The organism is Micromonospora sp. NPDC047557 (genome assembly GCF_043205095.1).
Taxonomy (GTDB): Bacteria; Actinomycetota; Actinomycetes; order Mycobacteriales; family Micromonosporaceae; genus Micromonospora.
This window is the reverse complement of sequence record NZ_JBIDDK010000003.1, coordinates 71,153-95,086: the sequence shown is the minus strand read 5'-3', so window position 1 is coordinate 95,086 and position 23,934 is coordinate 71,153. Positions and strand designations below refer to the sequence as shown.

The window sequence follows — 23,934 nt, the reverse complement described above, 5'->3', positions numbered from 1 at the left end:
CGGTCGCCGGCCGCCGTAGGCTGGAGGACGTGACGGTACGTGTGCGCTTCGCCCCCTCCCCGACCGGTATGTTCCACGTCGGCGGCGCCCGCTCGGCGCTGCAGAACTGGATCTACGCCAAGCAGCAGGGCGGGGTGTTCGTGCTGCGCATCGAGGACACCGACGCGGCCCGAAACAAGCCCGAGTGGACCGAGGGCATCCTCTCCGCGCTGGACTGGATCGGCATCTCCCGGGGCAGCTACGAGGGGCCCTACTTCCAGTCGGCGAACGCCGGCGAGCACCGGGCCGCCGCCACCCGGCTCTACGAGTCGGGTCGGGCCTACTACTGCGACTGCACGCGCGAGGACGTGCAGGCCCGTACCGGCTCGCAGTACCAGGGCTACGACGGCTACCACCGCGACCTCGGCCTCGGCCCGGGGCCCGGGCACGCGCTGCGCTTCCGTACGCCCGACGAGGGCACCACCGTGGTCGTCGACCTGATCCGTGGTGAGCCCACCTTCGAGAACAAGCTCATCGAGGACTTCGTCATCGCCCGCGGCGACGGCTCGCCGGTCTTCCTGCTCGCCAACGTCGTCGACGACATGACCATGGGGATCACCCACGTGATCCGGGCCGAGGAGCACCTGCCCAACACCCCCAAGCAGCAGCTGCTCTGGGACGCCCTCGGCGTCAAGCCGCCGGTCTGGGCACACGTGCCGGTGGTGGTCAACGAGAAGCGGCAGAAGCTCTCCAAGCGCCGCGACAAGGTCGCCCTGGAGGCGTACCGCGACGAGGGCTACCTCGCCGGCGCGATGCGCAACTACCTGATGCTGCTCGGCTGGGCGCCCTCGGGCGACCGGGAGATCGTGCCCTGGTCGGTCATCGAGAACGAGTTCCGGCTGGAGGAGGTCAACCCCTCCCCCGCGTTCTTCGACGAGAAGAAGCTGCGCGCCTTCAACGGCGAGTACATTCGCGCGCTGCCGGTGCCCGAGTTCATCGACGCCTGCCAGCCGTGGCTGACCGGCACCGGGACCATCGCGCCGCCGCCGTGGCAGCCGGAGGAGTTCGACGCCGACGCCTTCGCCGCCGTCGCACCGCTGGCACAGACCCGGATCGCCGTGCTCAGCGAGATCGTGCCGAACGTCGACTTCCTCTTCCTGGCCTCGCCGCTGATCGACGAGGCGGCCTGGACCAAGACCATGAAGGACGGCTCGGGCGACCTGCTGGACGCCGCCGTCGCGGCCTTCGAGGCGCTGGAGTCCTGGGACGCCGAGTCGCTGAAGTCGACGCTGGAGGCGGTCGGCGCCGAGCGCGGCCTCAAGCTCGGCAAGACGCAGGCGCCCGTCCGGGTCGCGGTCACCGGCCGCACCGTCGGCCTGCCGCTGTTCGAGTCGCTGGAGGTGCTCGGTCGCGAGCGCACCCTGACCCGGATGCGCGCCGCCCGGCTCCGCCTGCCCTGACAGTCCGACCGGCAGCGGGCCGGCGTCGTACCTACGCGTCGCCCCCTTTGCTCTGCTTCAACCCACGCAACACCCGGTGTCCGAATATCGGACGCGAAGTGTTGCCTCCGCTGAAGCAGAGCAAAGGGGGACGCGGACACCCCGTCCTACCAGGCTTGCGGCGATCGTGTGATCAGTGCGCCCGGTTCCTGCGACGGAACACCAGGCCGGCGGCGAGAGCAGCGAGCAGCACCAGGCCGCCGAGCGCCCAGAGCCACCAGCGGCCACCGGAGTCGGACCGCTCCGAGGCCGCTGGCACAGCGGACGCCGTTGAGCTGCCCGTCGGCGCCGATGGCGGCCCGCCCGAGGACCTGTCGACTCCCGAGGGCCCGGCCGAGGGCGAGCCGGTCGGCGCTGCCGCCGGGCCGGTGCCGGCGGCCGAGGGGCTGGCGGACGGGTCGGCGGCCGTGCCGGTGGTGAGGGTGAACCGCACCTCGCCCTTGATCGGGTGACCGTCGCTGGAGGCGAGCTGGTAACCGACGATGTAGAGCCCGGCCGCGCCGGGCTTGAACGGCACGCGTACCCGGCTGCCGTCGAAGGTCGGCTGCCCGCCGGCGACCACATTGTCCGGTCCGGTTATTGTGATCTTCGTCGTAGCGGGGGCCGGCTTGGCCAGGAACCGAAGCTCGACCCGGGCGGGCGCGGTGGCCACCCTGGCGCCGTCGCGCGGATCGCTGCCGGTCAGCGAGTTGTGCGCGGCGGCCGGTGTCGCCGGGGCCAGCAACGACACACCGAACGCCACGCCGAACACCACTGGCACGACCCGCGCCATTCGTGTAACCCTGCCCCCCATGAACCCCTCCGTAAGGGTACGATCCGCCCGCTGATCAAAACAGCTCCTCATTAGTCGAGCAGAGATCGCAGATAGTTCCAATTACTGTTCCACAAGCTGCAATTCATCGACGTTCTGCGGAGTCTGTGAGAGTGGGCCCGACCGCTCGGTCGGTGTTGTCACCGGCCGACCGACCCGGACGTCACAACGAAGCCATCCATCGAACGGGGCGAGGAGGCGGGATGGTCCGACAGATGAGGCGCTGGGTCGCCGTGCTGGCGGGCACGCTGGCGGCGGCACTGCTGGCGCTCGGCACCGCCGGCCCGGCCAGCGCGGCGCCCAAGCCGGCACCCGCCGGTGTGGACATCACCGGCGAAGGGCTCACCGAGCCGCTGCGGCTCCGGTCGGACACCCAGCCCACGCACGTGGTGGCGGTCATCGACCAGGTCAACTTCTTCGGTCGTACCGGCATGCCGACCGGGCCGAAGGCAGCCAACCTCGGTCCGAAGTACACGGTCGTGGTGCTCGCCGGTGAGACGCCGAAGCAGACGTTCGACCTCTACCCCAAGGCGGCCGGCGGCCCGCGCGTCTACCGACCGGCCAAGCAGCCGGACGGCCGCAAGACCAGCGCCGGCTGGTTCCTCGGGCGGCTCAGCATGTCCGAGACGCTGCGCACCGCCGGGGTGCCGCTGGAGCGGCAGTTCGACACGGTCAGCGGCGGCGTGGGCGGCGGCGAGCGGGTGCTCCCGGAGGACACGATGGACCCGGCCCGGGACATCGACGAAGCACTCGGCGAGTTGCAGCGGCTGCTGCTGCTCAACGTCGCGGTCATGCTGACCATCACGGTCGGTCTCGCCGGAATCGCCCTGCTGATCCGCCGCCGGACCCGCTGACCTCGGGCGGCGGGTCAGACCAGCCGTCGCGCGGTCAGCACCAGCGGCGCGGCGGGCGCTCCCGTCGGGTGGCCCGCTGACGCGGCCGGACCGGGCCGTGCCGGTGGGCACCCGCCCAGCCGGGAAGTTCACTGAGGCAACCAGCGGCGGCGTCGGGCTCCGACTCGCCCAGGGTCACCGGCTCGCCGGCCCGCTGGCGCGGGATGTCCTCGTCGGGCCGCCCGGCGGGCAGGTCCGTCGGGTGCGGCGACGCCCCGCCGACCGGCCGGCGGGGCTTGCCAGCCGCCTGCGGGTCGTGGTGCCCCAGCCGGCAGGGCTCGCCCTGGGCGCAGCCGTGCTCGGCCTCCCCGTGCGCCATCCCCGGTCTCCTCACGCTCGCACTCACGCGCGGGGGCGCTCCCCCCGACGTGCCCTGTCACCGTACTGGCCGGGACCGACGGCCTGTGCACGGCGTACCCCGGGGTCAGCGCTTCGGGCGGCGAGGGAACAGGGTTTCCCAGACCGGGAAGGCGACCAGCCAGATCAGGATCACGACGGTGAGGCTGCGGATCCAGTTGCCCAGTTCACGGGTTCGTTCCGCGTCGTTAACCCAGAGGATCGCCGCACCGAGCAGGGCGCACGCGACAGCCCAGCCGAGGAGCGCCTTGGCCCACTCCCGCCACTCGTGGCGGGTGCGGGCCCAGCCGTAGCGAGGAGGCCGCACCGGCGGCGGACCACCGGCGAACCGGTGGGCGAAGCGCTGGTCCGCCCAGCGCACCATCGAGTGCCCGAAGGCCACCGAGAAGCCGAGGTAGGCGGCGGCAAGACCGTGACTGACGCCTGCGGTCGCGCCGCGGCGCAGGTCGATCACCGACGCGGCGAGCAGTGCCAGATCGACAAGCGGTACGCAGAGCAGCAGCGCCGCGCCGAGTCGTGGCCGGCGCAGCGGATAGCGGGCCACCAGCCCGGCGCCGAGCAGCACCCAGAACGCGATCTCACAACCGATGATCACCGCGACCACCATGGCGACCTCCCCCCGTCGTCGGCACCCAGCGTCGCCGATCCGCGGGGCCCGGGCCTCGACGCCGGAGACGAGATCGGGGTCCTCCCTTCGACGGACCAACCGTCCGGGCTGCGCTCGACGTACCCCTTTCGGCGCATGTCGGAGCCGGCAGGCTCCTTCCCTGGTCGGAGTCGGAGGGTCGACGGTTGTGGTGGGATCGGGGCATGCGACCGCCACCGTGGCTCGGCTCCGGCACTGCCGGCCGGGATCTCACGCTGGCCGGCGCGTCGCTAATCGGTGGCCTGGTGCTGTACGGCCTGGGCATGCAGCCGCAGATCGTCCCGCACCCGGACGTGCCGCCCGAACTGTTCCTGGTGCCGCTGCTGGCGGTGTGCGTGGCCGTCGGTCTGCGTCGGGTCGCGCCACGCGCCAGCCTGGCGGTGGGGACCGGGGCGCTCGTAGTGGACACCGCGCTGGGCAACTCGCTGGGCACGGTCGTGATCTACACGCAGGTGCTCTACGACGCCTGCGTGTACGGCCCGCCCCGGCTGTGGCGGTGGCTGCTGGGAATCACGGCGACGCTGAGCGCGATCGGCGTGGTGGCCGGCGTGCTCGGCTTCGGGCAGTGGCGCGGGGCCGCCGTCGGGGTGCCGGTGGTGCTCGCCGGGCTGCTGCCGGTGCTGACCGGGATCAGCGTGCGGCAGTACCGCGACCAGGCCGCCGCCGAGCGAGCCCGGGCCGAGCAGACCGCCCGGCTGGTCGAGCTGGACCGCCGGCAGGCGGTCAGCGCCGAACGAGCGCGGATGGCCCGGGAACTGCACGATGTGGTCGCCAACCACCTGAGCGCGGTGGCCATCCACGCCACCGCCGTGCTGTCCGTACCGGGGCTGGAGCGGGGCCAGGTGGAGTCGGCGTTGCGGGTGATCCGGGAGAGCAGCGTGCAGGGTCTGGCCGAGATGCGGCAGATGATCGAGCTGCTGCGCGAGCCGGACGCGGGTGAGCGGGGCACGGCGGGCGTGGTCGGCGCGGTGCCGGAGGCGGTCACGGCGCGGCTCGCCGAGGCGGACGGGTTGGTCGAGCGGATCCGGGCGGCCGGCCTCGCGGTACGGGTGCAGACCGACGGCACCCCGGGTCCGCTGCCGGTGGGGGTCGACCTCGCCGCGTACCGGATCGTGCAGGAGTCGCTGACCAACGCGCTCAAGCACGGCACGGGCGAGGCGGAGCTGACCATCGCGTACCGGCCGGCGGAGGTGGTGCTGACGGTGGTGAATCCGGTGCGCCCGGACGGGTCGGGGCTGCCGGGCGCCGGGGCCGGGCTGATCGGGATGCGGGAGCGCGCCGCGCTGCTGGCCGGCCGGTTCACCGCCGGGCCGCACGACGGCCGCTGGCAGGTCCGGGCCGCGCTGCCCACCGGGGAGGGCGGGTGACCGCGCCGGGCTCGGGCGACGCCGCGCCGGTACGGGTGGTGCTCGCGGACGACCAGCCTGCGGTACGGGCGGGTCTGGCCCTGATCCTGGGCGGCTCGCCGGGCATCGAGGTGGTCGGCCAGGCGGCCGACGGCGACGAGGCGATCCGGCTGTGCCGGCAGGTGCGCCCCGACGTGGCGGTGCTGGACGTGCGGATGCCACGCCTCGACGGGATCGCCGCGACCAGGGCGATCGTCGCCGACCGGCTCGCCGACGTGCTGGTGCTGACGACCTTCGACCTGGACGAGTACGTCTTCGGCGCGCTGCGCGCCGGGGCGTCCGGGTTCCTGCTCAAGGACACCGACGCGGCGGGACTGGTCGCGGCGGTGCACACCGTGGCGCGCGGTGAGGGGTTCATCGCCCCCACGGTGACCCGTCGCCTGATCGCCGCCTTCGCGGCCACCGCGCCCGGCGCGTCGGCGGCCGCCCGGGCCGCGCTGGACACCCTGACCCCGCGCGAACGCGACGTGCTGGCCTGCCTCGGCCTGGGCCTGTCCAACCAGCAGATCGCCGACCGGCTGGCGCTGGCGGAGAGCACCACCAAGACACACGTGAGCCGGATCCTCGCGAAGCTGGACCTGCGCAGCCGGGTGCAGGCCGCGATCCTGGCCCAGGAGCTGGGCCTGCTCGCGCCACCGTGACCCTGCGCCGGGCCGGCCGACCCGGGCCCGCTGACCGGTGCCGGCGTGGGTGGCCTGCTCACGACGTGTCAGGCTAGGGCGGTGAGTACGCCCGACGGTGGGGAGTTGGCGGCCACGCTGCGCCGAATCGAGCGTTCGGCGGGAGCGCTGGCCACCTCCAGCGTGGCCCGGATGGACGAGACGCTGCCGTGGTTCCGCGCCCTTCCGGCCGACCAGCGCTCCTGGGTGATGCTGGTGGCCCAGGCGGGCGCCCGGTCGCTGGTGCAGTGGCTGCGCGACGGCGGCGGCACGGCGGACAGCACCCAGGAGGTCTCCGACGAGGTGTTCGCCGCGGCACCGCAGGCGCTGGCCCGGTCGATCACCCTCCAGCAGACCGTGGCACTGATCAAGGTGACCATCGACGTCGTCGAGGAGCAGGTGTCGCAGCTGGCCGCCGAGGGTGAGGAGCAGCTGCTGCGCGAGGCGGTGCTGCGCTTCTCCCGGGAGATCGCGTTCGCCGCCGCCCGGGTGTACGCGCGGGCCGCCGAGTCGCGCGGCGCGTGGGACGCCCGGTTGCAGGCCCTGCTGGTCGACGCCCTGCTGCGCGGTGACTCGCCGGACGTCCTGGCGAGCCGGGCCGCCGCGCTGGGCTGGGCGGACGCGCCGCCGGTCGCGGTGGCGGTCGGCCGCTCCCCCGGCGGTGAGGTCTCCGCCGTGCTGCACGTGGTGTACCGGCAGGCGCGGCGGATCGGCGTCGAGGTGATCGGCGGGGTGCACGGCGACCGGTTGGTGATCGTGCTGGGCGGCGCGGCGGATCCGCTGAGCGCCACCGGCAAGCTGCTGGGCGCGTTCGGTGACGGCCCGGTGGTGGTCGGTCCGGCCGTACCCAGTCTGGATGAGGCGACGGAGTCGGCGCGGGCCGCGCTGTCCGGTTTCCGGGCGGCGCCGGCATGGCCGACCGCCCCCCGGCCGGTGCCGGCCGCGGACCTGTTGCCGGAGCGGGCCCTCGCCGGCGACGCGGAGGCGCGGCGCCGGTTGCGCCACGACGTGTACGCGACGCTGGTGCGCGCCGGTGGCGAGTTGCTGGAGACCCTGGACGCCTTCCTGGCCGCCGGTGGCACCTTGGAGAGCGCGGCGCGGGCGCTGTTCGTGCACCCGAACACGGTGCGGTACCGGTTGCGCCGCATCGCCGAGGTGACCGGCTTCTCGCCGCTGTCGCCCCGGGACGCGTTCGCCCTCCAGGTGGCGTTGACTGTCGGTCGACTGGATCCGGTGGTCCCGGTGGTCACGGCGGTCCCGACCCAGACATTGACCCCGGCCGCCCGGAAATCCGCCCAAAGCAGTGATGATCCTCGCCGATCTTTGTGAGAAACCTCCAAAGGTTCTAGTGCGGTTTGGTGGGCCTCGGCACAGCGCTACCCACGCGTATCCGGGAGAGTCATAGGCGTGCTCGCCGTACTTAGTCCCGGCCAGGGTTCCCAGAAACCCGGCTTCCTGACCCCCTGGCTCGACCTGACCGGCACCGAGGCGCGACTGCGCTGGTGGTCGGCGCTGGCCGGGGTGGACCTGGTGCATCTGGGCACCGCCGCCGACGCCGACGAGATCAAGGACACCGCCCGCACCCAGCCGCTGCTCGTCGCGGCGGCGCTGCTCGCCGCCGAGCACCTGCCGCTGGACGGCGTGACGCTCACCGCCGGCCACAGCGTCGGCGAGCTGGGCGCCGCGGCGGTCGCCGGGGTGCTCTCGGCCGAAGCCGCGCTCACCCTCGCCGGTATCCGGGGCCGGGAGATGGCCGCCGCGTGCGCGCTGGAGCCGACCGGGATGGCGGCCGTGCTCGGTGGCGACCCGGACGAGGTGCTCGCCGCGATCGCCGCGCACGGGCTGCACCCGGCCAACCGCAACGGCGCCGGCCAGATCGTCGCCGCTGGCGCGCTGGACGGGCTGGACAAGTTCGCCGCCGACCCGCCGGCGAAGACCCGCGTCATCCGACTCCAGGTGGCCGGCGCGTTCCACACGCCGTACATGGCCCCGGCCGAGACCGCGCTCGCCGCGGTCGCCGCCGGGATCGCCCCCGCCGATCCGGCCCGGATCCTGTTGTCGAACCTCGACGGCACCGCAGTCACCGACGGGCCCGAGCTGGTGCGCCGGCTGGTCCGCCAGGTCACCGCCCCGGTGCGCTGGGACCTGTGCATGCGCACGCTGGCCGAGCGCGGCGTGACCGGCGTGATCGAGCTGCCCCCCGCCGGCACCCTCGCCGGTCTGGTCAAGCGGGAACTCAAGGGCGCGGGCGCCCCGGAGATCGTCACCCTGAACACCCCGGACGACCTGCCGGCCGCACGGGACCTGATCGCCCGCCACGGCACGCCGGGCCAACCGCTCGCCCCCATCGGAGGACACTCATGACCGGCAGTCGCATCGTCTCCATGGGGCACTACCAGCCCTCCCGGGTGGTGACCAACGACGACATCGCCCAGCTCGTGGACACCAACGACGAGTGGATCCGCGACCGGGTGGGCATCGTCACCCGGCGGATCGCCGACGGTGAGACGGTGGCCGACATGGCCGCCGCGGCCGCCGACAAGGCGCTGGCCAACTCGGGGCTCACCGCGGCCGACATCGACCTGGTCGTGGTCGCCACCTGCTCCTCGATCGACCGCAGCCCCAACGTGGCCTGCCGGGTCGCCGCCAAGCTGGGCATCGCCGCGCCGGGCGCGTTCGACGTCAACACCGCCTGCTCGGGCTTCGCGTACGCCCTGGGCACCGTGGATCACGCCATCCGGGCCGGGGCGTCGCGCAACGCGATCGTCATCGGCGCCGAGAAGCTGTCCGACTTCACCGACTGGACCGACCGCTCCACCTGCATCATCTTCGGTGACGGCGCGGGCGCCGCGGTGGTCACCGCCACGGCCGAGGACGAGCCGGCCGGCATCGGCCCGGTGGTCTGGGGCTCCGTGCCGGAGAAGAGCGACGCGGTCCGCATCGAGGGCTGGCGCCCGTACATCCAGCAGGAGGGGCAGGCGGTGTTCCGCTGGGCCACCACAGCGCTCGCGCCGCTGGCCCTGCAGGCGTGCGAGCGGGCCGGGGTCGACCCGTCGGAGCTGGCCGCCTTCGTGCCGCACCAGGCCAACGCCCGGATCATCGACGGCATCGCCAAGCGGCTCAACATCCCCAACGCGATCATCGCGAAGGACATCGTCGAGTCCGGCAACACCTCGGCGGCGAGCGTGCCGCTGGCCCTGTCGAAGCTGGTCGAGCGTCGGGAGGTGCCGTCGGGCGCCCCGGTGCTGCTGTTCGGCTTCGGCGGTGGCCTGACCTACGCCGGTCAGGTCGTCCGCTGCCCCTGAAACCGCCTCGGGCGCGTACGCGTCGAGGAGTGGCGGTCGGCGACGCCGGCCGCCGGAGACCCCCCTATGAGAGGAACCAACCGCAATGACCCGTGACGAGATCACCACCGGCCTCGCCGAGATCCTCGAAGAGGTTGCCGGGGTGAACCCGGACGACGTGGCCGAGGGGAAGTCCTTCACCGACGACCTCGATGTCGACTCGCTCTCCATGGTGGAGGTCGTGGTGGCCGCCGAGGAGAAGTTCGGCGTCAAGATCCCGGACAACGAGGTGCAGAACCTCAAGACCGTCGGGGACGCCGTCAGCTTCATCGAGGCGCAGTCCTGATCATGAGTCGTCCTGACGTCGTCGTCACCGGGCTCGGCGCGACGACCCCGCTTGGCGGGGACGTCGCGTCGACCTGGGACGCCATGCTCGCCGGCCGCTCCGGGGTGAGTGCCCTCACCCAGGAGTGGGCCGCGCAACTGCCGGTCCGGATCGCCGCCCAGCTGGCCGTGGAGCCGTCCGAGGTGCTGGACCGGGTCCGACTGCGCCGGCTCGACCGCTCCGAGGCGATCGCGATCATCGCGGCGCAGCAGGCCTGGGCGGACGCCGGCCTCGCCGACTCCGGCCTCGACGGGGAGCGGCTGGCCGTCAGCGTCGGCTCCGGCATCGGCGGTGCCACCACCCTGCTCGCCCAGGACGACATCCTGGAGGCGTCCGGGCCGCGGCGGGTTTCCCCGCACACGATCCCGATGCTGATGCCGAACGGTCCGGCCGCCTGGGTCGGGTTGGAGCTGGGCGCCAAGGCCGGCGTGCACACCGTGGCCAGCGCCTGCGCCACCGGCGCGGAGGCGATCGCGCTCGGTCTGGACATCATTCGCGCCGGCCGGGCCGACGTGGTGGTGGCCGGCGGCACCGAGGCGGTCATCCACCCGCTGCCGATCGCCGGCTTCAGCTCGATGCGGGCCATGTCGACCCGCAACGACGACCCGGAGCGGGCCTCCCGCCCGTGGGACACCGGCCGCGACGGCTTCGTCCTCGGTGAGGGCGCGGGCATCGTGGTGCTGGAGCGCGCCGACCACGCCGCAGCCCGCGGCGCTCGGGTGTACGCGCGCCTCGCCGGCGCCGGCATCACCTCCGACGCGTACGACATCGTGCAGCCGCACGCCGAGGGTGAGGGCGCCATCCGGGCCATCGCCCGGGCGATCGCGGACGCGGACATCGCCAAGCAGGACATCGTGCACGTCAACGCGCACGCCACGTCGACCCCGGTCGGCGACATGCTGGAGATCGGCGCGCTGCACAAGGCGCTCGGCGACCACCCGGTGCTGGCCGCGACGAAGTCGATGACCGGTCACCTGCTCGGTGCGGCCGGAGCGCTGGAGTCGATCGCCACGATCCTGGCCATCCGCGACGGCGTCGTCCCTCCGACGATCAACCTCGACGACCCGGAGCCGGGCCTCAGCCTGGAGGTCGCCGCGCACAAGGCACGCCACATGGAGATCCCCGCCGCGCTGAACAACGCGTTCGGCTTCGGCGGCCACAACGTGGCGCTCGTCTTCGCACGACCGTGAGACAGCGGCCGTGAGACGGCCGATCTGCGGGTTCACCGAAGGGCCCCCTCAGCAGAGGGGGCCCTTCGGCACGTTCAGCCCCGGTTGCGGGGATGCTGCTTGGCGGTGCGTTCGTTGCCGTGGCGGTAGTTGCCGGTCCAGCGGGCCATCACCAGTTGCGGGTCGTCGTCGACCTCGGCGAGGAACTCCGCCGCCCGGGCGCCGCGCAGCGTGCCCGCCACCCGGCCGTGATGAGTGATCACCACCGTGCCGTCGGCACGCTTGTCGTACCGGAAGCCCTGTGCGGTTGCCATGCGACGAGGCTGCCAGGTCGACGCCCTGTCCGGCGACGCGATTTCCGACCTGCGGGCCCCGGCGGAATCAGGCGCCGCAGGTGGTGGCGGGCAGGCCGGGCACGGCCACCGGGGACCGACCACCCGGGCGGGCCTTGCCGGCCAGCACGGCGGCCAGGGCGGTCATCGAGGACCGACTGGAGGAGTACGTCGCCAGCAGCGTCGGCGATGTGGCCTTGGCCAGCACGTACGGGGTGTCCATGGCGACGGTGACCGCCGCGTCGGCGCGCAGGTCGCTGTCGCCGTCGCCGTAGCCGACCAGGTGCACCACGGTCCCGCCGCTCGGCTTCACGGTCACGCCGGCCTTGGTCAACGCGGCGGTGAGCGCCGCCCGGGTGCCGTCGCGGCCGTCGGAGGAGGTGACGGTGACGGGCCCCTGCACCGCTTTGCCGCAGGCGCCCCGCAGCACGGTGACCGCGCCGGCGGCCAGCGCGTCCGCCGCCGCCCGGTGCGCCGGGGTGTTGAGCGTGGACATCGGCTCGGTGGGGGCCGTCGCCAGCCGGAACTTCATGGTCAGCACCCGGGTGACCGCGTCGACCAGCCGGGCCCGGGGCAGCGAGCCTCCGCGCAGGGCGGCGAGCAGCCCGTCGTACGCCTGGCCGACGTTCGGGGTCATGAGGATCAGGTCGTTGCCGGCGTTCAGCGCCCGGACGGCGGCCTCGCCGGGCGGCCAGCGCTTCGCCGGCGGCATGTTCATCCCGTCGGTGATCACCACGCCCTGGAAGCCGAGCTGGCCGCGCAGCACGTCGGTGAGCAGCTTGTGGGAGAAGGTCGCCGGGGTGCCCGGGTCGATGGCCTGCGCGTCCAGGTGGCCGGACATCACGGCCATCGCGCCGGCCTCGAACCCGGCGGTGAACGGCGGCCACGCGCCGCTCTGCAGCTCCGCCGCGGACTGGGTGAGCACCGGCAGGTCCTTGTGCGAGTCGTCAGCGCTGTGGCCGTGCCCCGGGAAGTGCTTCAGGGTGGCCGCGACGCCGCTGGCCTGCAGGCCCCGGACCGCGCCGCCGACCTGCGCGGCGGCGAGCTTCGGGTCGGCTCCGAACGACCGCGAGCCGATCACCGTGCTGCGGGTGGCCAGCACGTCGGCCACCGGGGCGAAGTCGATGTTGATGCCCAGCGCGGCGAGTTCGGCGCCGGCGGCCCGCCAGGCGGCCTCGGTCAGCTTCGGGTCGCCCGCCGCACCGGCGGCGAGGGCGGTGGGCAGGATGGTGACCCCGTCGGTGACCCGGGTGACCACGCCGTACTCCTGGTCGGTGCCGATCAGGAAGGGCGCCGGGCCGGCGGCCAGCCGCCCGGCGGCGCCCCGCAGCCCGGTGGTCAGCTCGTGGACCTGCTTCGGGTTGTCGACGTTTGTGGTCTCCTGGTTGCCCTTGGTCGGGTCGTCGGCGCTGAAGCCGACCAGGATCAACCCGCCGAGCCGGTACTTCGCGATCATCTCGGCGGGGGTGTCGACGCCGGCGAGGGCCTGGTTGCCGGCCGCGGAGCCGGGCGAGACCTTCGTGGCCGAGTCGCCGTACGCGTACGGCATCAGCACCTGCCCGACCAGGTCCTCGTCGGAGAGCGTCGCGACGAGGGCGGCGGCCCGCGCGGCCGGGTCGTCGGCCGGGGTGGCGGCGGGAGCGCTCGGGGCCGCCGAGACGCCGGTCGGACCGGGCGTCGGGTCGGGCCTGTCCGGGGCGCCGGAGCAGCCGGAGACGAGCAGGGCGGTCAGGGCGGCGACGGCGACACCGGCGTGTCGCGGGCGAATCGGCACCCGCCCATCCCACCAGGCTCCCCCTTATCGGGGCAACTTGACCTTACCGGTCGCAGCGCCCGAGAGCGTCTGGCCAGCGGGGCGGTGGCGGAGGTCAGCCGACCCGGGTGAGCAACGTCACCGGTGCCCCGTCCCCGGCGTACCGGTAGGGCTCCAGGTCAGCGTCCCACGCGGTGCCGAGCGCCTTGTCGAGGGCGTGCGACAGCGCCTCCGGGGCCCGGGCGGAGGCCATCAGCGTCCGCAGCCGGTCCTCGCCGAGTTGGATGTCGCCGGCCGCCCCGACCGTGGCCCGGAAGAGGCCACGGGCGGGCACGTACATGAAGCGCTCACCGTCGGCGCCGGGACTCGGCTCCTCGGTGACCTCGAAACGGATCATGGGCCACTGCCGGAGGGCAGCAGCCAGCTCGGCGCCCGTCCCCGGACGGCCGGTCCACCCGCACTCGGCCCGGCGGGCGCCGGGATCGACGGGCTGAGCCGTCCACTGCAGGTTGACCGGCGCGGCTAGGACGCGCGCGATCGCCCACTCGACGTGCGAGCACACGGCGAGCGGGGTCGAGTGGACGTATACGACGCCACGCGTTGGCACGGTGACCTCCCGGAGAGCGAGGTGCGTCTTCCCCTACGACCTCGTCCACCGGAGTGGTTGCTGCAACACATGATGACTCCTGTGACGGATGGTGCGCCAGGGAATCGGAAAAAACGCCTGGCGGAATAGCCGGACGGGTGGTCTCCGTTGCCTCTCAGGACACCGCGACGACCAGCCTGATGTCGTGGTCCTGTACAGTTCCATCGGCGGCTTCTGCCGCGTTACACCTTCGCGGGCCGACTCAGTGTCACCCGCACACAGCCCCCGGACGTCCAGTCCTCCCGTACGTCTTGCAAGGAGTACCTCCGTGGCGAGCAACACCTCTAAGACCGCGCGCGCGTCCGTCCGGGCCGGCCAGGCTGGCCAGGGTGGCGCCCTCAGCGTGCTGGGCGAGTTCAAGTACCTCATCCCGCTCAACGGCGGCAAGCACGCTTACGTGCGCAACCTGACCAACGGCAAGACCGCGCACCTGCGCACCGACTCCGACGCCTTCGTCGAGGAGATCCGGGTGCTGGCCGCCGCCGGCCACGCCGCCAAGATCCGGGCGGAGATCAACAACCTGGCTGCCGTTCACCCGAACGACGGCTGGGAGGCCACCGAGAAGCGCCTGGTCGCGGCCGGCGTCTTCGAGGGCTGAGCCCTCCCCCACCGCAGCAACAGCAAACCGCCCGCCGGGAGTTCCCGGCGGGCGGTTTCGCGTCCGGTGTTCAGGTCGGGTCGAGCAGGGCAACCTCGCCGGTGCTCAGGTCGTAGATGCCGCCCACCACCGCCACGCGACCAGCCGCGACCGGGCCGGCCAGCAGGTCGTCCGCGCGCAGCGCGTGGACCGTACGCCGGACGTGCCGGCGGATCGCCAGGGGATGCACCGCCGGGTCGTCGAGCCCGGCCTCGGTGACCGCCGGGGCGATCTCGTCGACCAGGTAGGCGAGCGAGCCACCCGGCCGATCCCCCGACCGCAGCGCGTCCACCGTCGCTCCCACCGCCCCGCACCGCTCGTGTCCGAGCACCAGCACCAGCGGCACGCCGAGCTGACCGACCACGTACTCGATGGAGCCGCGCACCGCGCGGTCGAGCACGTGCCCACCGGTACGGATCACGCAGATCGCACCGAAGGTCTGGTCGAAGATCGCCTCCAGCGGCACCCGCGAGTCGATGCAGCCGAGCACCACCGCGTACGGCTGCTGGTCCCCGGAGGCGGCCGCCGCCGCGGCGGTGACGTCGTGGCCGTGCACGGGTTGGCCGCTGACGAACCGCCGGTTGCCGGCGAGCAGATCGGCGAGCGCGGCGCGAGGCGTACCCCCGGCCTGCCGCCCCTGTCCCGCCGCCTCCATGCCGTTCAGCTTGGCTCGCCGGCGACGGTCACGGGCGGGGTCGGGAATGTTCGCCCGGCGCGATTGGCGGGGCGTCCCGGCGGGTAGCCGGTGTTACCGCCGGGTATCCCGGTGACTGGTGAGGCCGGGGCGGCCCGGGGAGGTGGCGATGCCGGAGGGCTTCGAGGTCGGTATGCCCGACGGCGTACGACTGCACGTGGAGGTCACGGGGCCTGCGGACGCCCCGGTCACGGCCGTCCTGCTGCACGGCTGGACGCTGGACGGGCGCAGCTGGCACCGGCAGGTGGACGCGCTCACCGCCTCGGCCGGCGGCGCGGTGCGGGTGGTCACCTACGACGCGCGCGGCCACGGCCGGTCCAGCTGCATGGCGTTGCCCACGGCCACCCTGGCCCAGCTCGGCGACGATCTGGCCGCCGTCCTCGACGCGATCGCGCCGACCGGTCGGGTGGTCCTGGTCGGGCACTCGATGGGCGGAATGACGATCATGGAGTACGCGCACCGCCACCCCGGCCACTTCGCCGCCCGTACGGCCGGCCTGGTCTTCGTCTCGACCACCGCTGAGGGGCACACGCACACCGTCTACGGGCTCTCGCCGCGCATCGCCCGGCTGATCCGGCTCGCCGAGACGACGGGCGCAGGTGTCCTGGCCCGGTGCGGCTCGTGGCGACCGCCCCGGGCGCTGCTGAACGCGTTGCAGCCGAGCATCCGGTGGATGCTCTTCGGCGACCGCTGCGATCCCTCCGACATCCGGTTGGTGACCTCGGCGGTGGCCCGCGCCTCGCTGCGCTCGATCGGCGGCTTCCGCGCCTCGTTCGGCGCCCAGCACCGGCTGGACAGCCTCACCGCGCTGGCCCACCTGCCGGCCGCCGCCCTGGTCGGTGACCGGGACCGGCTGACCCCACCGCCGTGCGCCGAGTCGATCGCCGCCGCCCTCCCGGCCACCGAGCTGACCGTCTGTCCGGGTGCCGGACACATGCTGATGATGGAACGCCCGGACGAGGTGAACGCCGCGCTGACCGGCGTACTGGGTCGGGTGCTCGCCGCGCCGGCGGGCGACGGGCACGACGCGAGCGCGGCCGGGACGGGTCGCTGAGCACGTTCCCGCACCTCGGGCGCGAAGCGCCGGGCCCGGGGCCGTACCCTTCTGCGGTTGGCCCGCGCGGTTCGCGCCGCTTGCCGGCGACATCGAAGGAGCGTGCGTTGACCGACCAGACCGCCCTGGAGCAGGAGATCGCCGTCGAGCAGCGGCACCTCGACCGGGTGTACGCCCGACTGGCCGAGCTGCGCCAGTTAGCGGTTCGGGCCGAACGGGACGGCTACCGGATGGCCCGGGTCGGCACGTTCGGCGCGCTTGTCGAGCGCGACGCGATGGTCTTCCACGCCGCGCAGCGGCGGCACACCCTCGACGCCGAGCACGAGGGGCTGGTCTTCGGCCGTCTGGACCTGCGCGACCGGCAGGTGCTGCACGTCGGGCGGCTCGGCATCCGCGACGAGGACGCCACCACGCTTGTCGTCGACTGGCGCGCGCCGGCCGCGTCGGCGTTCTACCAGGCCACGCCCGCGCAGCCGCTGGGCGTGGTGCGCCGCCGTACGATCCAGTCCCAGCGGGAGCGGGTCACCCGCATCGAGGACGACCTGCTCGATCCGGACGCCGCCCCGGAGGGGATGACGGTGGTCGGTGACGGCGCGCTGCTGGCCACCCTCTCCCGCGCCACCGGTCGGGGCATGCGCGACATCGTGGCGACGATCCAGCGGGAGCAGGACGAGGCCATCCGGTCGCCCGGTTCCGGGGTGACGATCGTCGCGGGCGGCCCGGGCACCGGCAAGACGGCGGTCGCCCTGCACCGGGCGGCCTTCCTGCTCTACTCCGACCGCAGCCGGTACGCCGGCGGGGGCATCCTGGTGGTCGGGCCGTCAAGCGTCTTCGTCGAGTACATCGCCTCGGTGCTGCCCTCGCTCGGTGAGGACACGGCGACCCTGCACTCGCTGGGCACCCTCTTTCCGGGAATGACCGCCACCCGTACCGACCCGCCAGAGGTGGCGGCGGTGAAGGGCTCGCTGCGGATGCGCCGGGTGCTGGAGCGCGCGGCCCGCGACGCGGTGCCGGGCGGCCCGGGTGAGCTGCGGCTGCTCTACCGGGGCACGCTGCTGCGGCTGGACCGGGCCGAGCTGGACCGGATCCGGGACCGCGCGCTGCACCGTGGCGCCCGGCGCAACGAGGTACGCCGGGCCGGCTTCGACGGGGTGTTCGCCGCGCTCTGGGCGCAGGCCCGGGCGGTGGGCATCACCCGGCTGCCGGAGCAGCGGGCCTTCGAGGGCGAGATCGCCGAACGGCCGGAGTTCCGGGAGTTCCTCAAGGCGTGGTGGCCGCGCCTGCACCCCCGACACGTGCTCGGCTGGCTGGCTCGCCCGGATCGGCTGCGTCGGTACGCCGGCGGGATCCTGTCCGGCGCGGAGATCAGGCTGCTCACCGCCGCGTACCAGAATCTGGACACCGCGGGTCTGACCATCGCTGACGTGGCGTTGCTGGACGAGTTGGACGCGCTGCTCGGCAAGCCGATGCAGCCGGCGCGGGCCCGCCGCGACCCGTTCCAACTCGCCGGCGGCGTGCGCGAGCTGAGCACCGCCAGCGACCGGCAGCGGGCCGCTCGCGCGGCGGCCCGGGAGCGTCCGGAGGACTACCGGGAGTACGCGCATGTGGTGGTGGACGAGGCGCAGGACGTCTCGCCGATGCAGTGGCGGATGGTCGGACGGCGTGGCCGCCTCGCCTCCTGGACCGTCGTGGGCGACCCGGCGCAGACCGCGTGGACCGGTGATCCCCAGGAGCTGACCCTCGCTCGGGACCAGGCGCTGGGCCGGCGCAAGCGGCACGATTTCACGCTCACCACCAACTACCGCAACTCGGCGGAGATCTTCGCGGTGGCGGCGGCGGAGATCCGTCGGCTCTACCCGGACCTGTCGCTGCCGACCGCCGTCCGCTCCACCGGGATCGACCCCGTCGAGCTGGTGGTGCCGCCCGCCGGGCTGGAGACCGCGGTCGTGGAGGCGGCCAGCGGCCTGCTGGCCGAGGTGGACGGCACGGTCGGGGTGATCACGCCGGTCACCCGCCGCGACGAGGTCGCCGGTTGGCTCGGCTCACTCGGCGCGGCGCGGTTGCAGGTGGTGACCAGCCTGGAGGCGAAGGGCATGGAGTACGACGGGGTGGTGCTGGTCGCCCCGAGCGAGATCCGGGCCGATCCGGGCTCCGGCGTACGCACGCTCTACGTGGCGCTCTCCCGGGCCACCCAGCGGCTCACCACCATCGACCCGACCGGCTGACCTGCGGGTTGCGGTGTCGCAGGGTTGGCCGGCCCGTACACTTGCATACATAGCGATGTGAGCATACATTTGACCAGGTCCCGGGTGGCGACGGAGGGTGGATCTCGTGGGAGCAGGTCATGACCACCACCACGGGTCGGTCACCAACGCCGCCCACCAGCACCGGGGCCGACTCTGGGCCGCGTTCGGGCTGCTCGCGACCCTGATGGTGGTCGAGGGTGTGGCCGCCTTCCACACCGGCTCGCTCGCCCTGCTCTCCGACGCCGGGCACATGTTCACCGACGTGCTGGGCATCGGGATGGCGCTCGCCGCGATCACCGCCACCCGGCGGGCCACCGGCGACCCGCAGCGCACCTTCGGGCTCTACCGCCTCGAGGTGCTCGCCGCCCTGGCCAACGCCGTCCTGCTCTCCGGCGTGGCGGTCTACGTGGTGATCGAGGCGATCGGCCGGTTCGGCGACCCGCACGAGGTGCTGACCGGCCCGATGCTCGCGGTGGCCGTTCTCGGCCTGCTCGCGAACGTGATCGCGTTCGCGCTGCTGCGCACCGGCGCCCGGGAGAGCATCAACCTCCAGGGCGCCTACCTGGAGGTGCTCGGCGACCTGCTCGGCTCGCTCGGCGTGATCGGCGCGGCGGTGCTCATCGCGGTCACCGAGTGGTGGTGGGCCGACCCGTTGGTCGCGGTCGCCATCGGCGTGTTCATCCTGCCGCGCACCTGGCGGCTGGGGCGCGCGGCCGTCCGCATCCTGGTGCAGGCCGCCCCGGAACACCTCCAGGTCACCGCCGTGCACGACCGACTGGCCGCGGTGCCCGGCGTGGTCGAGGTGCACGACCTGCACGTCTGGACGCTCACCTCGGGCATGGAGGTGGCCTCCGCACACCTGATCATGGCGCCCGGCGGGGAGGTCGGCACGGTGCTCACCGCGGCGCGTACCGCCCTGCGGGAGGACTTCCGCATCGAGCACGCCACGCTGCAGATCGAGCCCGGGTCCGCCACGGGCGCCTGCGGTTCGATCGAATGGTGATCACTTATCTGGCGGAAAGACCGTTTCGCCGTCATCTTCGGTGGTGGCGCAGACACCTTCCGTCACATCGACTGCACACGTCCCACCTGCCCCGGTAGGCTCGTCCCCGGCCACCACCCGGCGGCGCCCTCCCGGCGCCGGTGGCGGCCGCCGCCTAATCACCCGAGAGGGCGAACCGGGGAACCACGTTCCTGGGGTGCATCCGCGTCAGCGGTAGGGATCTTCCGTCCCGAACCCGTCAGCTAACCCGGTCGGCGGCTGACGGAAGGACATGCGTAGTGGCACCAGCACGACCACCCGCCGCCCGACTCGCGGCACTGATCGTCATGATGGTCACCCTCGGCGTCGCCCTACCGGTGGGCGCCGCCACCGCCGCTCCCCCCGGCGGCCTGCGGGCCGCCGCGGCGCCCGACGGCGACGAGGAGGGCGGCACCCCCGCGCTGCGGGCCCAACTGGAGGCCGCCAGCAAGGGCTACCTGGACGCGAAGCGCGCCCTGGACACCTCCGTCCAGCGCCAGCAGCAACTCGCGGCCAAGCTGAAGACCACCGAGGCCGAGATGACCGTGCGCAACGGCAAGGTCGGCGAGATCGCCGGCGTGGCGTACCGCACCGGCCGGCTCAGCACCGTCTCGGCGTTGCTCAACACCAACAGCCCCGAGGGCTTCATGGACCGGGCGGCCGCGCTGGACGTGGTGGCCGCCAACGAGGACCGGGTGCTGCGCGACCTGCACACCACCCGGGACGAGGCCAACCGCACCCGCACCGCGCTGGACGGCGAGATCCGCGAGCAGCGCAAGCAGGTCGAGGTGATGGCCAAGCGCAAGGAACAGGCCGAACGGGCCCTGGCGGTCGCCACCAGCAAGCCGCGCACCACCGCTGCCGACACCAGTTCCAACCGGGGCACCTCCACCGCCAACGCGCAGCCCGCGCCGCGCAACTCCGACGGCTCCTGGCCGTCCGAGTCGTGCAGCATCAACGACCCCACCCCGGCCAGCGGCTGCATCACCCCCCGCACCCTGCACGCCCTCAACCAGGCGAAGGCCGCCGGCTTCACCCGGTACGTCTCCTGTCACCGCTCGGGCGGCTCCGGCGAACACCCGAAGGGTCGGGCCTGCGACTTCGCCGCCCAGAAGGGCGGCTTCGGCGGGGACGCCACCGGCGGCGACAAGACGTACGGCAACAACCTGGCCGCGTACTTCATCCGCAACTCCGACCGGCTCGCCGTGCTCTACGTGATCTGGTACCGGCAGATCTGGCTGCCCAGCAGCGGGTGGAAGGCGTACAGCGGGGGGAACGGCGACCCCTCCAGCGACCACACCAACCACGTACACCTGTCGGTGTACTGACCCCACCGATGGCCGGCGCACCGTCGAGCGGTGCGCCGGCCCCGGGTACGTCAGCGGACGTACCCCGGACGTCGCCGGTGATCGGACGACCCGGCCGGGCCGGGCCGGCAGCATGTCGGGTATGCCGCGAATCTCGCCCACCACCCGCAAGGCGCTGCTCACCCTGCACATCATCACCTCGGTCGGTTGGCTCGGGGCCGACCTGGTGCTGCTCACCCTCGGCATCGCGGCACAGCGCGGCGCCGACCCGGCCGTGGTCTATCCGGTCGCCGGGCTCGTCGGCACGGTGCTGTTCGCGCCGCTGAGCGTGCTCGTCTGGCTCGTCGGCGTCGCCAGCGCGCTGCTCACCCCCTGGGGCCTGGTGCGCTACCGGTGGGTGCTGGTCAAGCTCGTGATCACCACGGTGATGGTCGGGCTGGTGCTGTTCCTGCTCACCCCGAACCTGCGGCACGCGAGCGCGCTGGGCGCCGCCCTCCCCGCCCGGGATCGCGCCGACCTGGTGATCGCGCCCGCGGTGTCGACCAGCCTCATGATCATCGCGACCGTGCTCTCCACGTACAAGCCCTGGGGCCGCCGACCCGCCCGGCCGACCGGCGCGCGGAGCGTGGCGCGCGAGCGCGCCACCACGAGGACGTAGCGGCCACCGGGAGGCCACATGACGCGAGGCCGCAGGCGTGGGGTGGGTCAGGCCGGGGGTTGTTCGTCGTGGGTGGCCTCCAGGGCCGCACCGAGGCGGGTGGCCAGGGCGAGGTGGGCGGCGCGGGCCTGTTGGAAGGCGTACCGGAACAGGGGCGTCGGCGCGCGCAGGGTGATGTCGACGTCGATCCGGACCAGGCCGTCCGGCTCGGTGCGCAACCGGGTGTGGTTCCGGACGGTGGTGGCCGGCCACTGGCGGGCCACCGTGACGATCTCGTCAGGTTCGCTGATCAGCACGTCCGCCTGGTAGGTGGTGCGGAAGCGCAACGGCCCCACCGCCAGCCTGTCGTTGATCGTGTAGCTGGCTCGGGCCCCCGGACGGGGCGGCACCCGGCGGACCCGGACGATCAGGGGGTGCAGTTCGCCCTGGCGGGTCAGGTCGCTCAACAACGCCGCCGCCTCGGCGAGTGAGCAGCGGGCCTGGACGGTGTAGCTGAAGCTGTCGCTGCTGAGCACACCGTCTCCCGACGTCGCTGGTCGCACGATCGTCCCGTACCCGGCCCACGCTGGCAACGCCCGGACGGACACCGTCCGTTGTCCCGGTATTCGCGCGCCGTTCCCATTACGGTCGGCTGATGGGAAATCACCGGTTGTGACGAAGGGTGGACACGCATGTTCGGTGACGACCGGTGAGCGGGCACGTGATGGTCTTCGCGCCGACCCCGCAGCTGACGGTGACCGTGGACCAGCCGAACGACCAGCCCGAACTGCACCTGCACCCCGGCGGCCAGGGCGTCTGGCAGGCCCGCATGGTGCTGTCGCTCGGCGTCGACGTGGTGCTCTGCGCCGCGCTCGGTGGCGAGATCGGTCAGGTGCTGGAGCCGCTGCTGGTCAGCGAGGGGGTGGAGCTGAAGGTGGTGGTGCGCGACTCCGGCAGCGGCGGGTACGTGCACGACCGGCGGGGCGGGTCCCGACAGGAGGTCGTGGACGTTCCCGGGGAGCGACTGAGCCGCCACGAGCTGGACGAGTTGTACAACCTGGCGCTCGGCGAGGGACTGCGCGCCGACGTGAGCGTCCTCAGTGGCCCGAACGCGCCGTGGCTCGTCCCGGCCGACCTGTACCGGCGCTTCGCCGCCGACCTCGGCGCCAACGGCAGCCGGGTGGTGGCCGATCTGTCCGGTGATCACCTGGGCGCCGTACTGGACGGCGGTGTGTTCTTTCTGAAGGTGAGTCACGAGGAGCTGATCCGGGACGGTCGCGCCCGCAGTGGGGACGGCCTCGAGCTGACCCGGGCGATGTACGACCTGCACGCCGCGGGCGCCGAGACGGTGGTGGTGAGCCGAGCCGACCAGCCGGCGCTGGCGCTCATCGACGGGGAGCTCTTCGAGGTGCAGATGCCCCGGCTGGAGGCCGCCGATCCGCGCGGCGCGGGCGACTCGATGACCGCCGGCGTGGCGGCCGTGATCGCCCGTGGTGGCGACATCCGGACGGCCATCCGCACCGGCGCCGCGGCCGGCGCGCTGAACGTGACCCGGCACGGGCTGGGCACCGGACGGTTGGACTCGATCACCGGGCTGGTGGAGCGGGTCCGGCTGGTCCCGGCGGACAGTCGGCAACAGGAGCGCACCACCCCCGACGAGCTGGCCGACCGGGTGGTCGAGCGATGACGCTGCGGGTGCTCGTGACCAACGACGACGGGATCGCCGCGCCGGGCATCCAGGCGTTGGCCGTGGCCGCCGCCCAGCGGGGCTTGGACGTGGTGGTCGCGGCGCCGATGGAGGAGGCCAGCGGCACCAGCGCCGCGATGAGCGCGGTGGAACGGGACGGGCGGGTGGTGGTGCACGACCACCCGCTGCCCGACCTGGCGGGTGTGCCGGCGTACGGGGTCGCCGGCTCGCCCGGTTTCATCACGCTGATCGCGCTACACGGCGCGTTCGGCCCGCCGCCGTCCGTGGTGCTGTCGGGCATCAACCGGGGAGCCAACGCCGGCCGCGCGGTGCTGCACTCCGGCACGGTGGGCGCCGCCTTCACCGCCGCCTCGAACGGGTGCCGGGCCATGGCCGTCTCACTGGACGTGCTCTCCGCGGGCGAGGCGACGGCCGGCAGCGGCGGGGCCGCGGTGGACGCCGCAGCCCGGGTACGCGACGCCGAACGGCACTGGGACACCGCCGCGCGCGTCGCCCTGGACCTGCTCCCCCGGCTGACCGCCGCGCCGCCGGAGAGCGTACTCAACGTCAACGCCCCCGACCTGCCGCACGGACGGCTGCGCGGGGTGCGTCGCGGCGCCCTGGCCAGCTTCGGTCAGGTGCAGATGACGGTGGCCGAGTCGGGGCACGGCTTCGTGCGTACCGCGCTGGAGGAGCCCGGCCAGGCCGCGCAGCCCGGCACGGACCTGGCGTTGCTGGCCGCCGGGTACGCGTCGGTGACGGCCATCCGAGCGGTCACCGAGGTGACCGACGTGGACCTGACCGGTCTGGACGAGCAGCCCTGACGGGAGGG

At 73.5% G+C, this 23,934-nt stretch carries 25 protein-coding genes and 1 riboswitch; of the genes, 17 read left to right on the top strand and 8 right to left on the bottom strand.

Annotated features, from left to right (window positions below):
- Positions 1-29 precede the first annotated feature (29 nt).
- On the top strand, positions 30-1,439 hold the full coding sequence (gltX, locus tag ACGGAQ_RS10890; RefSeq protein WP_393047067.1) for a glutamate--tRNA ligase: 1,410 nt from the start codon (positions 30-32) through the stop codon (positions 1,437-1,439).
- 172 nt (positions 1,440-1,611) lie between these two features.
- On the opposite strand, the gene ACGGAQ_RS10885 is transcribed toward gltX, so the two are convergent.
- The gene (locus ACGGAQ_RS10885) at positions 1,612-2,250 is read right to left on the bottom strand and encodes a copper resistance CopC family protein (RefSeq protein WP_393047064.1); all 639 of its coding nucleotides are present in this window, start codon (positions 2,248-2,250) and stop codon (positions 1,612-1,614) included.
- A 242-nt stretch (positions 2,251-2,492) separates the two neighbouring features.
- On the opposite strand from ACGGAQ_RS10885, the gene ACGGAQ_RS10880 reads away from it, so the two are divergent.
- On the top strand, positions 2,493-3,143 hold the full coding sequence (locus tag ACGGAQ_RS10880) for a hypothetical protein (protein WP_354859478.1): 651 nt from the start codon (positions 2,493-2,495) through the stop codon (positions 3,141-3,143).
- Between the two features lie 34 nt (positions 3,144-3,177).
- Here ACGGAQ_RS10880 and ACGGAQ_RS10875 read toward each other — a convergent pair whose 3' ends face one another.
- Both ACGGAQ_RS10875 and ACGGAQ_RS10870 read right to left on the bottom strand, forming a co-directional pair.
- Positions 3,178-3,501, bottom strand: a complete 324-nt coding sequence (locus ACGGAQ_RS10875) for a hypothetical protein (protein ID WP_393047060.1) — start codon at positions 3,499-3,501, stop codon at positions 3,178-3,180.
- Between the two features lie 105 nt (positions 3,502-3,606).
- A complete protein-coding gene (locus ACGGAQ_RS10870; protein WP_393047057.1) occupies positions 3,607-4,146 on the bottom strand; it encodes a hypothetical protein in 540 nt (179 codons plus the stop codon).
- Positions 4,147-4,349: 203 nt separating this feature from the next.
- Between ACGGAQ_RS10870 and ACGGAQ_RS10865 the strand changes: the two genes are divergently transcribed.
- The 7 genes from ACGGAQ_RS10865 to fabF all read left to right on the top strand — a co-directional run bounded on the left by ACGGAQ_RS10865 (position 4,350) and on the right by fabF (position 11,109).
- Positions 4,350-5,552: a sensor histidine kinase gene (locus ACGGAQ_RS10865; protein ID WP_393047054.1), complete on the top strand. Its 1,203-nt coding sequence runs from the start codon at positions 4,350-4,352 to the stop codon at positions 5,550-5,552.
- Complete coding sequence (locus tag ACGGAQ_RS10860) at positions 5,549-6,232, top strand: response regulator (protein ID WP_393047051.1); 684 nt, start codon at positions 5,549-5,551, stop codon at positions 6,230-6,232. The genes ACGGAQ_RS10865 and ACGGAQ_RS10860 overlap by 4 nt, the downstream gene beginning before the upstream one ends.
- A gap of 45 nt (positions 6,233-6,277) precedes the next feature.
- A complete protein-coding gene (locus tag ACGGAQ_RS10855; RefSeq protein ID WP_393047049.1) occupies positions 6,278-7,579 on the top strand; it encodes a PucR family transcriptional regulator in 1,302 nt (433 codons plus the stop codon).
- Positions 7,580-7,657: 78 nt separating this feature from the next.
- Complete coding sequence (locus tag ACGGAQ_RS10850) at positions 7,658-8,614, top strand: ACP S-malonyltransferase (RefSeq protein ID WP_393047046.1); 957 nt, start codon at positions 7,658-7,660, stop codon at positions 8,612-8,614.
- Positions 8,611-9,555 (top strand): beta-ketoacyl-ACP synthase III, encoded by a 945-nt coding sequence (locus ACGGAQ_RS10845; protein WP_393047043.1) that lies wholly within the window; start codon positions 8,611-8,613, stop codon positions 9,553-9,555. The genes ACGGAQ_RS10850 and ACGGAQ_RS10845 overlap by 4 nt, the downstream gene beginning before the upstream one ends.
- 85 nt (positions 9,556-9,640) lie before the next feature.
- Positions 9,641-9,880 (top strand): acyl carrier protein, encoded by a 240-nt coding sequence (locus tag ACGGAQ_RS10840; protein ID WP_007463517.1) that lies wholly within the window; start codon positions 9,641-9,643, stop codon positions 9,878-9,880.
- Positions 9,881-9,882: 2 nt separating this feature from the next.
- On the top strand, positions 9,883-11,109 hold the full coding sequence (fabF, locus tag ACGGAQ_RS10835; RefSeq protein ID WP_354859462.1) for a beta-ketoacyl-ACP synthase II: 1,227 nt from the start codon (positions 9,883-9,885) through the stop codon (positions 11,107-11,109).
- A 74-nt stretch (positions 11,110-11,183) separates the two neighbouring features.
- Here the strand turns inward: fabF and ACGGAQ_RS10830 are convergent, their stop codons facing one another.
- The 3 genes from ACGGAQ_RS10830 to ACGGAQ_RS10820 form a co-directional block, all read right to left on the bottom strand.
- Complete coding sequence (locus tag ACGGAQ_RS10830; protein ID WP_393047038.1) at positions 11,184-11,402, bottom strand: hypothetical protein; 219 nt, start codon at positions 11,400-11,402, stop codon at positions 11,184-11,186.
- A gap of 67 nt (positions 11,403-11,469) precedes the next feature.
- Positions 11,470-13,194, bottom strand: a complete 1,725-nt coding sequence (locus ACGGAQ_RS10825; RefSeq protein ID WP_393047036.1) for a glycoside hydrolase family 3 protein — start codon at positions 13,192-13,194, stop codon at positions 11,470-11,472.
- 94 nt (positions 13,195-13,288) lie between these two features.
- A complete protein-coding gene (locus ACGGAQ_RS10820) occupies positions 13,289-13,780 on the bottom strand; it encodes a DUF3145 domain-containing protein (RefSeq protein WP_393047033.1) in 492 nt (163 codons plus the stop codon).
- Positions 13,781-14,087: 307 nt separating this feature from the next.
- Here ACGGAQ_RS10820 and ACGGAQ_RS10815 point away from each other — a divergent pair, with 307 nt between their 5' ends.
- A complete protein-coding gene (locus ACGGAQ_RS10815; RefSeq protein WP_007463527.1) occupies positions 14,088-14,417 on the top strand; it encodes a hypothetical protein in 330 nt (109 codons plus the stop codon).
- Between the two features lie 70 nt (positions 14,418-14,487).
- On the opposite strand, the gene ACGGAQ_RS10810 is transcribed toward ACGGAQ_RS10815, so the two are convergent.
- Positions 14,488-15,111 carry a carbonic anhydrase gene (locus ACGGAQ_RS10810; RefSeq protein WP_393047030.1) on the bottom strand — a complete coding sequence of 208 codons (624 nt, stop codon included), beginning with the start codon at positions 15,109-15,111 and terminating at the stop codon, positions 14,488-14,490.
- A 148-nt stretch (positions 15,112-15,259) separates the two neighbouring features.
- Here ACGGAQ_RS10810 and ACGGAQ_RS10805 point away from each other — a divergent pair, with 148 nt between their 5' ends.
- From ACGGAQ_RS10805 to ACGGAQ_RS10785, 5 genes are all read left to right on the top strand, one after another.
- Entirely contained in the window at positions 15,260-16,204 is a 945-nt protein-coding gene (locus tag ACGGAQ_RS10805) for an alpha/beta fold hydrolase (protein ID WP_393047027.1), read from the top strand.
- 107 nt (positions 16,205-16,311) lie between these two features.
- Complete coding sequence (locus ACGGAQ_RS10800) at positions 16,312-18,429, top strand: HelD family protein (protein ID WP_393047024.1); 2,118 nt, start codon at positions 16,312-16,314, stop codon at positions 18,427-18,429.
- Between the two features lie 106 nt (positions 18,430-18,535).
- Complete coding sequence (locus ACGGAQ_RS10795) at positions 18,536-19,453, top strand: cation diffusion facilitator family transporter (RefSeq protein ID WP_393047021.1); 918 nt, start codon at positions 18,536-18,538, stop codon at positions 19,451-19,453.
- Between the two features lie 141 nt (positions 19,454-19,594).
- Positions 19,595-19,726: riboswitch (cyclic di-AMP (ydaO/yuaA leader) on the top strand.
- 5 nt (positions 19,727-19,731) lie between these two features.
- Complete coding sequence (locus ACGGAQ_RS10790; protein ID WP_393047019.1) at positions 19,732-20,799, top strand: coiled-coil domain-containing protein; 1,068 nt, start codon at positions 19,732-19,734, stop codon at positions 20,797-20,799.
- A 121-nt stretch (positions 20,800-20,920) separates the two neighbouring features.
- On the top strand, positions 20,921-21,436 hold the full coding sequence (locus ACGGAQ_RS10785; RefSeq protein ID WP_393047016.1) for a hypothetical protein: 516 nt from the start codon (positions 20,921-20,923) through the stop codon (positions 21,434-21,436).
- A 47-nt stretch (positions 21,437-21,483) separates the two neighbouring features.
- Here the strand turns inward: ACGGAQ_RS10785 and ACGGAQ_RS10780 are convergent, their stop codons facing one another.
- Positions 21,484-21,951: an SRPBCC family protein gene (locus ACGGAQ_RS10780; RefSeq protein ID WP_393047013.1), complete on the bottom strand. Its 468-nt coding sequence runs from the start codon at positions 21,949-21,951 to the stop codon at positions 21,484-21,486.
- Positions 21,952-22,124: 173 nt separating this feature from the next.
- Between ACGGAQ_RS10780 and ACGGAQ_RS10775 the strand changes: the two genes are divergently transcribed.
- Positions 22,125-23,102, top strand: a complete 978-nt coding sequence (locus ACGGAQ_RS10775; protein ID WP_393047010.1) for a PfkB family carbohydrate kinase — start codon at positions 22,125-22,127, stop codon at positions 23,100-23,102.
- Positions 23,099-23,926, top strand: a complete 828-nt coding sequence (gene surE, locus ACGGAQ_RS10770) for a 5'/3'-nucleotidase SurE (RefSeq protein ID WP_393047007.1) — start codon at positions 23,099-23,101, stop codon at positions 23,924-23,926. Before ACGGAQ_RS10775 ends, surE begins: the two co-directional genes overlap by 4 nt.
- Positions 23,927-23,934 lie beyond the last annotated feature (8 nt).

Bases quoted from the DNA above. Each gene is read 5' to 3' on its own strand.
- ACGGAQ_RS10870 (WP_393047057.1), bottom strand. From the start codon at position 4,146: ATGGTGGTCGCGGTGATCATCGGTTGTGAGATCGCGTTCTGGGTGCTG.
- ACGGAQ_RS10865 (WP_393047054.1), top strand. From the start codon at position 4,350: ATGCGACCGCCACCGTGGCTCGGCTCCGGCACTGCCGGCCGGGATCTC.
- fabF (WP_354859462.1), top strand. From the start codon at position 9,883: ATGAGTCGTCCTGACGTCGTCGTCACCGGGCTCGGCGCGACGACCCCG.
- ACGGAQ_RS10805 (WP_393047027.1), top strand. From the start codon at position 15,260: ATGCCGGAGGGCTTCGAGGTCGGTATGCCCGACGGCGTACGACTGCAC.
- ACGGAQ_RS10875 (WP_393047060.1), bottom strand. From the start codon at position 3,501: ATGGCGCACGGGGAGGCCGAGCACGGCTGCGCCCAGGGCGAGCCCTGC.
- ACGGAQ_RS10830 (WP_393047038.1), bottom strand. From the start codon at position 11,402: ATGGCAACCGCACAGGGCTTCCGGTACGACAAGCGTGCCGACGGCACG.
- ACGGAQ_RS10810 (WP_393047030.1), bottom strand. From the start codon at position 15,111: ATGGAGGCGGCGGGACAGGGGCGGCAGGCCGGGGGTACGCCTCGCGCC.
- ACGGAQ_RS10785 (WP_393047016.1), top strand. From the start codon at position 20,921: ATGCCGCGAATCTCGCCCACCACCCGCAAGGCGCTGCTCACCCTGCAC.
- surE (WP_393047007.1), top strand. From the start codon at position 23,099: ATGACGCTGCGGGTGCTCGTGACCAACGACGACGGGATCGCCGCGCCG.
- ACGGAQ_RS10845 (WP_393047043.1), top strand. From the start codon at position 8,611: ATGACCGGCAGTCGCATCGTCTCCATGGGGCACTACCAGCCCTCCCGG.
- ACGGAQ_RS10840 (WP_007463517.1), top strand. From the start codon at position 9,641: ATGACCCGTGACGAGATCACCACCGGCCTCGCCGAGATCCTCGAAGAG.
- ACGGAQ_RS10880 (WP_354859478.1), top strand. From the start codon at position 2,493: ATGGTCCGACAGATGAGGCGCTGGGTCGCCGTGCTGGCGGGCACGCTG.
- ACGGAQ_RS10885 (WP_393047064.1), bottom strand. From the start codon at position 2,250: ATGGCGCGGGTCGTGCCAGTGGTGTTCGGCGTGGCGTTCGGTGTGTCG.